The 13,520-nt window shown below is 43.5% G+C and carries 12 protein-coding genes; all 12 read right to left on the bottom strand.

The window, feature by feature from the left end:
• Positions 1-11 precede the first annotated feature (11 nt).
• Positions 12-1,337 (bottom strand): prolyl oligopeptidase family serine peptidase, encoded by a 1,326-nt coding sequence (locus tag QMK20_RS06175; RefSeq protein WP_283655023.1) that lies wholly within the window; start codon positions 1,335-1,337, stop codon positions 12-14.
• A gap of 101 nt (positions 1,338-1,438) precedes the next feature.
• Entirely contained in the window at positions 1,439-2,320 is an 882-nt protein-coding gene (locus tag QMK20_RS06170) for an AraC family transcriptional regulator (protein WP_283655022.1), read from the bottom strand.
• A gap of 444 nt (positions 2,321-2,764) precedes the next feature.
• Positions 2,765-3,568, bottom strand: coding sequence for a histidinol-phosphatase HisJ family protein (locus QMK20_RS06165; protein WP_283655021.1), 804 nt, complete (start codon positions 3,566-3,568; stop codon positions 2,765-2,767).
• A gap of 18 nt (positions 3,569-3,586) precedes the next feature.
• A complete protein-coding gene (locus QMK20_RS06160) occupies positions 3,587-4,702 on the bottom strand; it encodes an ABC transporter ATP-binding protein (RefSeq protein WP_283655020.1) in 1,116 nt (371 codons plus the stop codon).
• Positions 4,699-5,529 (bottom strand): carbohydrate ABC transporter permease, encoded by an 831-nt coding sequence (locus tag QMK20_RS06155; RefSeq protein WP_052646828.1) that lies wholly within the window; start codon positions 5,527-5,529, stop codon positions 4,699-4,701. Before QMK20_RS06155 ends, QMK20_RS06160 begins: the two co-directional genes overlap by 4 nt.
• Before the next feature lie 10 nt (positions 5,530-5,539).
• Positions 5,540-6,478: a carbohydrate ABC transporter permease gene (locus QMK20_RS06150; RefSeq protein WP_137061976.1), complete on the bottom strand. Its 939-nt coding sequence runs from the start codon at positions 6,476-6,478 to the stop codon at positions 5,540-5,542.
• A gap of 82 nt (positions 6,479-6,560) precedes the next feature.
• Complete coding sequence (locus QMK20_RS06145) at positions 6,561-7,928, bottom strand: extracellular solute-binding protein (protein WP_283655019.1); 1,368 nt, start codon at positions 7,926-7,928, stop codon at positions 6,561-6,563.
• A 150-nt stretch (positions 7,929-8,078) separates the two neighbouring features.
• The gene (locus tag QMK20_RS06140; RefSeq protein WP_283655018.1) at positions 8,079-9,437 is read right to left on the bottom strand and encodes an aspartate aminotransferase family protein; all 1,359 of its coding nucleotides are present in this window, start codon (positions 9,435-9,437) and stop codon (positions 8,079-8,081) included.
• The gene (phnX, locus tag QMK20_RS06135) at positions 9,418-10,239 is read right to left on the bottom strand and encodes a phosphonoacetaldehyde hydrolase (protein WP_283655017.1); all 822 of its coding nucleotides are present in this window, start codon (positions 10,237-10,239) and stop codon (positions 9,418-9,420) included. The genes QMK20_RS06140 and phnX overlap by 20 nt, the downstream gene beginning before the upstream one ends.
• Entirely contained in the window at positions 10,229-11,338 is a 1,110-nt protein-coding gene (gene phnW, locus QMK20_RS06130; protein WP_283655016.1) for a 2-aminoethylphosphonate--pyruvate transaminase, read from the bottom strand. The genes phnX and phnW overlap by 11 nt, the downstream gene beginning before the upstream one ends.
• Positions 11,335-12,309: a CehA/McbA family metallohydrolase gene (locus QMK20_RS06125; RefSeq protein ID WP_283655015.1), complete on the bottom strand. Its 975-nt coding sequence runs from the start codon at positions 12,307-12,309 to the stop codon at positions 11,335-11,337. The genes phnW and QMK20_RS06125 overlap by 4 nt, the downstream gene beginning before the upstream one ends.
• Positions 12,306-13,286 (bottom strand): CehA/McbA family metallohydrolase, encoded by a 981-nt coding sequence (locus tag QMK20_RS06120; RefSeq protein WP_192510354.1) that lies wholly within the window; start codon positions 13,284-13,286, stop codon positions 12,306-12,308. The genes QMK20_RS06125 and QMK20_RS06120 overlap by 4 nt, the downstream gene beginning before the upstream one ends.
• Positions 13,287-13,520 lie beyond the last annotated feature (234 nt).

Raw genomic sequence — 13,520 nt, 5'->3', positions numbered from 1 at the left:
AGCTATACCTTTCAGTCCAATGTTTTGGAGGCTAGCCACTGCATCATCGTTGTTTTCTTTCCGTTAATCACCTTCGATACTTCGTTGTTATACACGTAAATCCAGGACCAATGGCCATTGTATTCATACGGTGTTTTGTCGCTCTTCTTGTACAAGCCGGAAGTATCCACTACGTTGTCAAATAACGACATATGAACATCCTTTGCTCCGGCATTCACTAAACGGTTGTAGGTCGGAATCATATAATCGTTGGGCGGTACTATGGTGTCGGTTTTGGCGGCCACAAACCAGATCGGCAGATCCTTCATTTCGCTAATTTGTTCATCGGTTATAAGGCTATCCTTCAAGGCTTCACACACAACCATAGCTGCTGCAAAATAGTCTTTATAATCACGGATCATCAGCATAGTCATGTATCCGCCGTTGGAGTCTCCGCCAATATAGATTCGATCTGTATCAATGTCTTTGTTCTTGGCCACGTAGTCCTTAATTAAGGACATCAATGCTTGCTCATACTTCGAGGTTCCATCTCCAAAGCCTGTAAAACCATCCATCCAGTAGGTTGGGGTCTGAGGCGCCAACACATAAGCCCCGCCAAAATAGGATTGAATGTCCTTAGAAGCAAAATTTGCCGCTTTATTTCCAGAGATCGGAATCGTTGGATCTGTGCCTCCTTCCCCCATACCGTGTAGCCAGATTACTAGAGGGTTTTTTACTTTGTCTTTTGCCGGCGTATAGTCCGCATAGGTTAAAGTAACCCCGTCAAAAAAAGCTTTGCCGGTTGTAAATTGATCAACAAGCTTCCGTATCTCACCTGTGGAAGTATCAATCTTCAAGCCGGAAATCGTTCCTGATTGGGTTTTAATAGCTTTTTGCTGCGTGATCGTGTATTTGTTTTCATTCCATCCGTTAAACCCGGAACCTGCATCATAATGAATAGCGGAGCTTAATGTTATGGCCGGGCCGATCTCCATTTCCAATACAACGTAGTTTCCGGTTTTCTTTACAGGGTTGCCGCTTTTGTCCGATACATAGGCCTTGGTGATCTTCCGGTTGCCTTTTTCAACAAAGGGATTTACCAACCTGCTATCGCTTCTTTCTACATGCACCTTAAATGTATCCTTTGTTATCGCATCTTTGGGTACCGGCTTACCCAGGTTAACAATGATCTTCGTAATGGTTGCTCCCCAATCCTTAACCTCCGCAACCGTCCGGTATGAAGTGGGCTGTATCTTTATATCCTTGGCCCATGCACCAGAACTGAAAGCCAGGGTCGTACCGATAGCCAGAGTAAATATCATGGTTGTTTTAGCAGCCTTTTTAAACCGTTTAAACATGATGTCGTACCTCCCAGGTCCATTTGTGAAACGCTTACATTGTTTATTTTAATGATTTCTTTTATTTGCATCCCGCCTTTTATTAACCTAATTAAGGTCATTTACTGACTCCTGGCCCCAGAACACCCCTTGTTCCCTTTCCGGTATTGATGTGGTGTAACCTGATAAACCTTCTTAAATACCCTGGCAAAAGATTTCTCGTTCGGAAATCCGTGCTCCAGCGCAATTTGTATGATGGAATGGTCCGTATTCATAAGAACACGAAAAGATCCCTCCAGGCGGATGGCATTGATATATTGAAATAGGGTCATGCCTACATGCTTGACAAAAAAGCGGGACAAATACTCAGGAGATAACCCAAAAACCTGGGCTATGGAATCCAGCGATAAGCTCCCATCGTAATTCTCTTTGATATAATCAGTTATCAACGTCAGCCGTTCCAAATATTTATTGGAGTTAAAGCCACGGATAGATTCGTTGTCGGTTTTAAAATGCTTTAACAAAAGATACACCAGTTTATAAGATAACGACGTTAAATGGATATGTGCTAAAGGGTCATTATTCTGGTTGAGGTAAGCTGCAAATAATGTGTTTAACAAATCACGCAGCTCCGCAAATTGCTGCAATCTCTGCTCGTTGGTTTCGAAAATGGATATACAGTCAAATGAAATGGGATTACTGCCGTTAACATTTTCTCTAATAAATCCACAAGGAATCAGAACGGTTATAGCCTCTCTTCCTTTTCCCTTAGCCACAGAAAAGGAATGAATAGCATTTGAATTGATGAGCACTATATCCCCCTCTTTGGAGCTATAATTCGCGCCATCAATATAGATATTATCGATTCTTCCTGAAAGCACATAGGATATTTCTATGCTGTCGTGCCAATGCCCAGGTATGTAAACTGGTTCATTTGAGGAATGAACTATAATTTTTAATGGAAAATGATTGTCTGCCTGGACCATTTCATATTTGTACTCCAAGTTTGTCGCCCCTCTCAGATGTGAACATAGTAATATAGAAGAAAATGGCTTCAGCAGAATGCCGAAACCACTTATATTTAACCTTTCTCTTTCTATAAATAAAAAAACCTAAGTACAACAAAATACATAAGATCCTTGGATCTTAACATTTTGTTCCTTAGGTTTTGCCTGCGTAACAGTAACAATCCTAGTACTATTCATTTAACTAAGCTAAGTATATAGTGGGTTAAAATTTATGTCAACGCTTTCATTTTGATTTTTAGTGTTTTAAGTCCACCGATATACCACTGCATTCAAACCACCTCAAAATAGAACATTCGCTCTTATTATATACAAATATACGTTCTGTATTGAACACATAAAAAACGCTGGTGCTAATTTCCAGAGTTCTCCTGTCCATCCTAACAACAACCACTGCCATTACATTGACAGTGGTTGTCATTACTATATGGACACCAAATACGGCGCTCTTCTCTTAAATTGCACAACCTCTTGAATACCTAGGCCATGCAGCAGCTCTATCGCTTCCGCAAAGCCTTGCTCAACATCCCCTACCTGATGTGCATCCGAACCAATGGATACCGCACTGCCGCCTAAATTCACATACATGTCGAGAATATACGGATGAGGGTGAATCCAGCCTTGTCGATATAGTCCTGTCGTATTCAGCTCAAGCACCTTTCCCTTCTCGATGATTAGCTTCAAAATATCATACAAAACAGGTTTGCAAGCCACAATATCTTCTTCATCAACTGGATAAATCGTATATCTCGTAACATAATCCAAATGGGCAACGATATCATAATTATCCATCTGGTCAACAGCCTCTCTTACCTGCATAAAATAGTGTTTAAGCCTTTGCTGGATGGGCAGATCATGATAAGCCTTTTCGGAAAAGTCAAGGTAACCATCATTATGCGCAGAAAGCAAAATGACGTCAAACTCGCGCTGAGCCAAATATTCGTTTATGACGTCTTTATAGTCGCTTCGAAAGCCAACCTCGATGCCTTTGCGAATCTCCATAGGATAACGCAGTAATAGCTCTTCCACTTCTCTATGGTAGCTCTTCCAGTCAATATGAACATCCTGCTTGAAATATTTGCAATCATACTCTAAATGGTCTGTCGTAACGATAGCAGGCTTCCCCAGTGCGAGCGCATATCGCACAAGCTCCTCCAGCGTTGAGTTGGAGTCAGGCGAATAGGAGGAATGCACATGCTGATCGATTAAGAGATTGGGTATTGTCATCCTTTACTCCTTCTATTTCTATTGAAACTGCAAAAGATTGCGCCCTTCGTCTGTCATATCGAACAGATGGAATTTATTTGGCCTAATGCCGATCAAGACCGTCTCGCGCTCCTTTAGCAGTTTCTCGTTATCAGTCAGTAAACGAATCATAATATCGGACTGTCCAGCTGGATCCGTCATTTTCACTAATTGTCCATTACCTAAATGCTCAATAAGATCAATTTCTAGCATAATAGCTGCTTCATTTGGTTGCTCCGGAAAGAACAAATCATGAGGACGTACGCCCAGTTTAACCGCTTTCCCTATGTGCTGCTCCTCAACCCTGCGCGCCGGAGGGATTTCCAATTCGAACAGTTTCGTCTTCACCCACTGCCGGTTCTCTCTCAGCTCCACTGTTCCGTCAATCAAATTCATAGGCGGATTGCCTAGAAAGCTTGCGACGAACAGGTTAGACGGATGATGGAATAGTTCATTCGGGGGTGCGTATTGCTGAATTTTTCCGCCGTTCAGAATAGCTACCCGATCAGAGATGGCTAAAGCTTCCTCTTGGTCATGCGTGACAATAATAGTCGTTACTCCTAATTTGCGTTGGATTTTCCGAATTTCGTCTCGTACATCCAATTTTAATCGCGCATCCAAATTGGACATCGGCTCATCCAGTAGTAAAATTTCCGGGTCCTTGGACAATGCTCGCGCCATGGCGACACGCTGCTGCTGGCCGCCTGATAGCTGCGAAGGCTTGCGATCGAGCAGATGATCGATTTGCAAAATTTTACTCGTTTGCAGAGCACGCTCGTACGCATCCTTCTTAGACATTTTCCGCTCGCGAAGCGGAAACGCGATGTTGTCACGAACCGTCAAATGAGGATAAAGCGCATAGGACTGGAACACCATACCAATATTTCGATCCTTCGGCTCCACATGATTGACAAGCTTATCCTTAAAATAAATTTCCCCGGAAGTTGGCTTCAGTAACCCAGCCAGCATCATAAGTGTAGTCGTTTTCCCGCAGCCTGAAGGACCTAGCAACGCAACAAATTCACCTTTTGCAATTTCAAGATTCAACCCGTCAACTGCACGGCTTTCGTTTTGCTTACCATCATAGTTTTTCACGATATTTACAAGAGAAATCATACCTGCTTTGCTCCTCCCAAATTGACCTTCAGGAATACTTTTTGAGTAAAGATATAGAACACAACTAGCGGAATCGTGTAAAACAAACCAATCGCCGTGATCAATCCATAGTTCATAATGACATTTTCCTTCGTTACCAGACGAGACAGATAGCCAGCCAGCGTCAGCATATTGTCATCGAATATGAAAAGCTTGAATAGAAACCATTCACCGTAGGCGCCTAAGAAGGCGAACACTGCAATCGCCCCGATGCCTGGCAATACATACGGAACGAGCACCTTCATGAGGGCTCTAAATCTCGTACATCCATCGACCATAGCCGCCCATTCCAAATCCCACGGTACCTCGTCGAAGAAACCTTTCATAATATACACTCTGCCTGGCAATGATCCTGATATCGCAACGAGAATAACGCCTAAGTACGTGTTCACCAGATTCATTTGAACAAGGATGAAAAAGGTAGCGATAATGAGTGTAATGCCTGGAAATGAGCGCATCAGGAACAGGAACTTCATTGCGCCCAGCTTTCCTTTGAAATCGAGCCTGGAGAATGCATATGCGGCAGGTACGGCAATAAAAATTTCAATCACCACAATAAGAAACGAATAGACTAATGTATTTAGAACAATAGGCCAAATCGCCGGCAGGTTAACCCCCGCATACTCGACAGGTTCTTTGACAAAATTGAAGTTCTCCAGTGAAAATTGGCCTGTCGTGCTATTAAAGGTTGCCGAGAGAAAATACCATATAATCATTCCAACGATAGGCATGGTGAATAACAGCAGATATGTGTGCACGAGCAGCTTTTTTACAGTAGTTGTCGACATCTTGGCCCTCCTAATCTTCAATGCGTGATGGCTTGATCATTTCATCGAAATCAAACAGCCTCAGCAGCCATAATGTCAAAATAAGCGAGATCAGAACTACCACAAGAGAAAGAGCGGCACCGTAGCCATAATATTTTAAATTAAAGGCCTGCTGATATGCATATAAAGATAACGTTGTCGTGTCTCGCATAGGCCCGCCATTGGTCAGTAGCAAGATGAAGAAATAGGAGGACACAAAACCGATAAGGTCGGATATCGTAATATACATTAACGGCCATTTTAATGAAGGAAGGATAATTTTAGTGATGACCGATTTTTCACTTGCTCCATCTACTTTGGCAGCCTTATACAAATCTTCAGGTATGGAGCTAATTGCAGCCGATAACAGAATCATGCCGCCTGAAGTTGTAGATACAATGGTAGCAATGATCACTACAGCCATAGCGATTTTCGTAAACCACGAAATGGGATCGCCATCTGGCTGGAATAAGAGCAGAACCTTATTGATAAACCCCTCATCCGTAGGATCAAATAAATATTTCCAGAACGTAACATATACAACAGCAGGAATGATGCTCGGAATTAACCATAGGACACGATAAATGACTGCCGTAAATTTACCCTTCAAGAAGTACTGGGTCGCAATCGATATAAATAAACCAAAGAACAAAGAGAACACGAGCGTAATAACTGCAAATATGAAGGTGTTCCATAAAATTTGAGGCATGCTGTAATCGGAAAATATTCGCTTGAAATTATCCAAACCAACAAAGTTGATTTTCATTGATGCATTCAAATCCGTGAAGGACATGATAATGGTCGCAATAGCCGGAAGAATAAAAAAGACTAGCACCAGAAGAGCAAAGGGCATAATGAATAAATATGGGTACACTTTCTTGGTAAAAGGCTTCTTGTAAGCCGTCTTGGCCAAAGCCACTGGGATCTCCATAATGAGATCTGCACCTGCTTCCTATAAAGAAAATATACAGAAAAGGCGCTCATGCAAGCAGAGCACCTTTTCTGTATCATCGTTATTCTACAATGAGACTGTCCGCTGGTACATTTTGTTGTACATCCTTTTTGAATAGCTCATAGGCCTGAGATGCTGTTCGACCTTTTGTCAGAATAGCATCAATTCCAAGCGTAAAAGATTTCATATAGACCGCATAATCCATTTGAGCCGGGCGAGTTTTCGTAAAATCGATTAAATAAGCATGATCTTTGTAGAAGCTCATTTTTTGGAAGCGCGGATCCTCCTGTGCTGCCGCCGTTACAGGCAGCTTGCCGCTCTTAAGCGTATGATTAATCTGCAGATCTGCATCCAGCACATGCTCAATCAGCCTTTGAACATAAGGCATCTTTTCATCATCCACATTAGCTCCTACATAGATCATCGCAGGATTGCTGTAGGATACAGGCTTTCCTCCCTGCTGAACTGACGGAACCGGAATCCAGATGGCATTTTCCTTAAACCATTTTTCATAGCCAGCCAAGTCATCATCCATGCCAAGTTGCTTACGCATGACTTGATAAAATTCAGTACGGGCAAATTCAGCGAATAACTGGCCTTTAATGAACAGCTCCGCAGCCTTGTCCGTATCAATATCAGCAATCCCCTCCGTGACTACGCCGCGCTGCAGCGCGTCATACCAAAACTCATAGACCTTCTGCGTATTTGGCGACAGCACCATCTTGTTCTGTTCCGCATTATAATTGAAGTTGCCGAATGTATAATTCCAGCCCTCAAATCGGGTATCCTCAACTCCAAAGCCTACCTTAACCAGCTTTTGCTTAACAGCCGCATCTGCAAGATCAACAAGCTCGCCGAATGTAAAACTGCCGGAATCAACACGAGCCTTCAGCTCATCGATTTGCGCGGCTGTCCAGCCCAAGCCTTCCAGTGCCTTTCGGCTAATGAATACAGGAGAAGCGTCCATATCCTGAATAACGCCATAGTAGTGGTTTTGGTACTTCATAATGTTATCGTAGGATTTTGGCATGTTTTTGAACACATCTGATGTCCCAACCCAATCCACATCGCGGATTAGACCGGCGTTCAACTGCCACCCAATATCTACGCTGGAGTTAATAAACACATCTGCTACTTTTTTAGCTTGCGCTTGCAAAATCAGCTCATCATCGCCAACGCCAGGCCACCAGTCTATTTTGATCTGCACATTTTCCGACTTCAATTCTTCGTTCAAACGCTTTTCTGCTTCTATAAAATTGTCCTTACGCGCTCCCCATGTGTTCTCACGAACGGAAATCACGACCTCTTTCATATTCCCATCATTGCTAGAAGACTCTGTAACCGAACCAGAATTTGAGCCTGTACTACATCCCGCTAACAATGTAATACTTGTAATTATACTAACTAATCCAAGTGCAAGCCTCTTCATGCTTCTAAACCCTCCTCGTTTTCCAGCTATCACTGGCATAACTAAACTATAACGGAGAATTGTAAAAACAGTGTCAATTACACATCAATTATTTGTTTTATTTTATTTTCAATTGTATTCATGTTGTTTTCACAAGTTATTAATCTGCTTTCATTTTGTGAACACTTGCTCCAGCGATTGATCCAAAATCAAAATAGCTTCCTCCATTTGTGTAATACTGGTAATTAGTGGGGGGACAAGCGTAATGACATTTCCGCTGGATACCTTGAAGCTTAGTCCTCGGGACAAGCATTCATAGAGAACTTTCTCAGCGCCTGTCACTTCCTTCTCTTTTGTCTCGCGATCAGATACGAGTTCTATTGCCGCAAGCATGCCTTTAACCCGAACATCACCTATTACGGCATACTTCTTCTGCAACTCCCCAAGATGAAAAAGCAGCCATTGCTCCATACTTTGCGCATGGTCAAGCAGGTTTTCCTTTTCGATGTATTCAATGGTAGCCAAAGCTGCCGCACAGCCTACAGCACTTTTCTCATGGGTATAATGTCCGAGTGAAATATCGCCCGCAATATCCAAATGCTCTCTCGCAACGATGCCCGCCATCGGAAAAATCCCGCCTCCAAAACCTTTACCAATGACGACGATATCTGGAACAATATCATAATGCTCGTGAACGAACATTTTGCCTGTACGACCTAATGCCGTCGGTATTTCATCCAATATGAGCAACACGCCATAATCGTCGCAGATTTGACGAAGTCGTTGCATATAGGCAACGCTAGGAATCTGTACATCCGTGCTTCGAATAGGCTCAAGAATGACAGCGCACACATCAACTTCTCGTTCCAACATATAGGATAGGTAGTCCAGATTTTTGGCAGCAGCCGTTTCTCCTTCACCAAAGATTGAACGATAGCTGTTATAAGGCATCATATGCTCTGTTCCAGTCATCAACGGTCCAATCCCACTCCTGAATACAGCTTCGCCACCAACCGATATTGCATCCAGGTTTGCGCCATGAAAGGAATCCCACGTCGAAATGGTTTTGTGCTTACCGGTTGCTCTGCGTGCAAGCTTTAGTGCTATTCCAATAGCACTTGTACCTCCGGGTGCAAATAGCACCTTGTTCAAATCTCCCGGTGCAAGCTCGGTCAGCTTCTGTGCCAGATCAATCGCAACCTGGCTCGTATATCGGCGGGGCAGAAATGGCAGCTGCTGCATCTGTTTAATGATGGCATTCATTACATGCTCATTTTTGTAACCCACATGATGAACGCTATTTCCATGAAAGTCCATTACTCTGCGTCCATCCACATCCTCAATGTATATTCCCTCTGCACTTACAATGGCATTTAAACATGGCGTGGACATCGACTGATGAAGAAAGAGCTTGCTATCCTGGTCCAAGACAGCAAGCGTCTCTTCACTTAGATGCTCATCTTGCCAAGCTTGACGTTCATCCGTTCCATTGATATCTCCTTCTATACGACTATTGATGCGGATTGGCATAAGGCAGCTCCTTATTCATCAATCGTTCATTGATTTGCTCAATCATCGCAGGCAACTGGGATATGTCCTCAATAACGCCATGCGCTCCTGCTTCCATATAGTTCTTACGCACACCAGCCATAATCTGACGTTCTTCCTCTGGAGACAAATGCTCTACCTCAGCTTCCGTAAGACCAAGCATAGAGCTGCCTTTCACGATACCAATCGCCCACACGCCTGCACTATTTGCCTCTTGAATATCAGATATCGTATCTCCGACCTTAACCACTTGTGCATGATGACCCAGACCAAGCTGCTTCATATTTTCATAGATCATATACGGATAAGGTCTGCCTTTATCCATAACCAGATCAGGAGTTACCCAATGATCAGGTTCGTAGCCATATTCCTTGGCAGCCTTTTCCACAATGGAAAGCATGGTGGAAGTATAGCCTGTCGTTGCTCCAATTTTTAAGCCTTGCTGCTTCAACAGCTGTATGGTCTCTACAACATGTGGATTTGGCCTTCCATATTGCGGGAGAATAGACAGCAGTCTAGGTTCAAATCGATCATGCAGCTCATCAATATCCGCCTCCGTATAACTACGGGCAAATTTCACCTGAAAAGAAGCTTCTATTCTTGGCATTTGCAGCAACGATCGAATATGATCCCGCTTCAGTTGCCCCATTGGAGCACGAACCTCTTCCATCGTTAATGGGATGCCCATTTCCTTGAAAATATCCATAAACACCTGCACTGGTGCAAAGCAGCCATAATCAACTGTCGTCCCTGCCCAATCTAAAATAATGCCTTCAATTTTCATATTTGGTCACTCCAACATAACGTAATATTTGCTCACTTAATCGCTCCATATCCTTGGCATGCACATCCCCTATATTCCCGATTCGAAATACATTAGCATCTGTTAATTTGCCAGGGTAAATGACAAAACCAGCCGACTTCAAGAAGTTATAAAAATGTTCAAATGCAAAAGGAATATGTGTTGGATACAAGAAGGTTGTAATAATGGGAGACTGTAGCTCCCTTGGCAAGTAGGCCGTAAAGCCAGCTTGAGTCAACCCTTCCACGACGATTTGCTGGTTGGTCCGATATCGCGCATGACGGGCTTCCACGCCGCCCTCTTCATCTAGCTCCTTTAGCGCCTGCGCAAACGCGTGCACGACATGCGTTGGCGAAGTAAAGCGCCATTTGCCAGCATCCTTCTCCATCGTCTCCCACTGGTCATACAAATCAAGCGATAACGACCGCGCTTTTCCTTTGCATTTTATGAGCTCATCCCTTTTACATAGAATAAAGCTAAAGCCTGGAACACCCTGGATGCATTTATTTGAACTGCTTATTATAAAGTCGATTTGCAACTCCTCTACTTCCATCGGAATGCCTCCGAAGCTACTCATTGCATCAATTATTGCTATTCGATTATTCCGCTTAATCACATCCATCACCGCTTCAAGCGGATTCAGAATGCCTGTTGTCGTCTCACAATGGACCATGGCCACATGTGTAATAGCTTCATCCTCAACCAGTTTTCTCTCCACTGCTTGTGGATCTACCTGCGTATTAGCTTCAAATACAAGAGATAGATGGGGAATTTTGAGCACCTTTGCGATTTCCTCGATGCGCTTCCCATACGCGCCATTTTGCAAAATTAACAGCTTGCCTTCACTCGGGATGACAGATCCAAGCGTCGCTTCAATACCGAAGGTGCCACTGCCCTGCATGAACAGAGCGGCATAGTGCTCGTTAGATGTGCGGCCAACCTCTAATAGTTGCAGACGAATCTGCTCGACAATCGCCTTATACTCATGATCCCAAGTGCACCAATCCTTTAGCATCGCCTCTTTGACCGTTGACGTTGTGGATAAGGGACCCGGTGTTAATAATAAATACGGATTGCTCATAGCTCCTCCAATAACTGCCGCTCAGATTTCGGGTAGATTGGATTGCTCCACGCTACTCTGCCCGATGCATCTACACATTCCACTCGTACATATTGCTCATTATTTTGAATGATATATTCGGCTTCGGTGATGCATTGACCCGTCGGATCCATTTCAGCCAAGCCATTGTCCGGGAAAGTAATAAAACGAATGCTTCGTACAGGAGAGCATTTGACTTTAAACCTGTCGTTCTCAATGCGAAGATCATGGATCATGGGACCATTGGAGCTATAATAATGACCTGCTTTTATGGCCTCGATAATCGCCTGTTGCTCTAATTGATCGGTCTCTACAGCTATCCAACCTCCATAAAATTCGGATACCACCATATCAGTCGGCCCCCCGTGAGCATCGTCTGCGGCGATTGCGTTTACCTGCTTGCCTCGCTTGAGAACATAGTCCCAGTAGGATACACCATAACCTACCGCCTCTTGGATTTCGGATTGATGATTATAGATTTCGATCGCTGCATAGCCCTCAAGTTTATGCAAATCCTCTTCCCGATTTTTAGACCATTCGGGATGATTCATAATGACAAGATTTCCTTTGCTCCTCATTTCATCAATCAATTGCTGAATGGTATCCAAGCTCTCATAATCCGGCTTTGCATGTTCCTCATCATGCTGAAAAGGCTTCTCTGCCAACAATGAGCGATCCAAAAGTCCATGCAGATGATACTGCTGACCGGTCGTATTACGTTCCATCTCGCAAGCCATTTCATAGCCGTCCAGCATAATAAACGTTTCCGTGTCATACGCATCGCTATGAAAATAGATCTCATGGTCACTCAAGCACATAAAATCATAGCCCTTAGAGCGATAGGCTTCTATCATTTGCTCTACGGTATACTCGCCATCACTGCGAAAAGAGTGTGCATGAATGTTTCCTTTATACTTTTGACAGACAGCATCCAAAAGAACAGCATCTCTCATTGTTGTTCCTCCTCCGCCAAATCTCCCACAAAGATCGGATTAGACCAAGCTACTCTGCCCTTCTCGTCCACACATTCGACCCGAATATATTGCATGTCCTTCTGAATCATCATGCTTCCAGAGGTCATCAGCTCACCTGTCTCGTATTGCACGAGGAACGGCCCGCGTTGTGGAAATGCTTTAAACATAATATATTGGCAGGGCGAACACTCGACGTTGACGAACCCATCCTCCACACGATAATCCAGGATCTCAGGTCCAGAACTGGAATAAAACTGTCCCTTCTTTAGTGCATCTATAATCCCTTGCTGCGAAAGCTCCTCCGCCTCGACAGAAACCCAGCCGCCCCCATACTCAGCAATTTTGCTGTTTGGGTCATGATTGTGCGAGTCATCAGCAGCGATCCCAAACACACGCTTGCCATTTTGAAGCGCATGATCCCAGTAGGCCGCTCCATAAGACGAACTTGGCGTCCATTCCGTGGCATGATTGTATATTTCAATCGCAAAAAATCCATCGTACTGAACCATATCCTCGAAACGTGTCAAATGCCATTCCGGGTGATTGAAAATGACGAGATTTCCATGAGCCTTCATTTCATCAATGAGCTTCTGCGGAGATTGTGATCCCTCCCAAGGAATGGGAATCTCAAACGATTGCAAATGATGAAATTGTTCCTTCTCCGACTCTATTGTCGGATCACCCAGCACTCCAAAGTGGTAGCCAGAGTCTTTATCCGGCACGTGATTCAAACCTCCTCTTTCCATGCCTGGCAGCACGATGAAAGAATCCGTATCATATTCAGCCGTACGAACGAATACATCATGATCCGTTATACTGATAAAGTCGTAGCCCTTATCCTTGAACGCAACGACAACATCCAGCGCCTCTTGCGATCCATCTGACCATGTCGTGTGTAAGTGCAAATTTCCTTTGTACTTCCTTTTGCTTTTGTCTAAATACACTGCGTCTTTCATCGTCACCACTCCTGTTTTTATCATCATCAGATTACTAGGAACCTGCTGAAGCGCAAAATTATGAACACAAATAAAAAAATGCTTTTAATTGCTTTTATTTTTATTTATGTTGTTTTTATTATTCTACTGCTAAAAAACAATCAATACAATGCGATCCCAAATATTTAACATAGAGATTACAAATTTAACACAACAACAAACAACACAAAAAAAGCTAGTAGAGAAGAAATTCCT

Origin of the sequence: Paenibacillus sp. RC334, assembly GCF_030034735.1 — a bacterium.
Lineage (GTDB): Bacteria > Bacillota > Bacilli > Paenibacillales > Paenibacillaceae > Paenibacillus > Paenibacillus terrae_A.
Note: the sequence above shows the minus strand (reverse complement) of the source record. Positions and strands in the feature narration are given on the sequence as shown.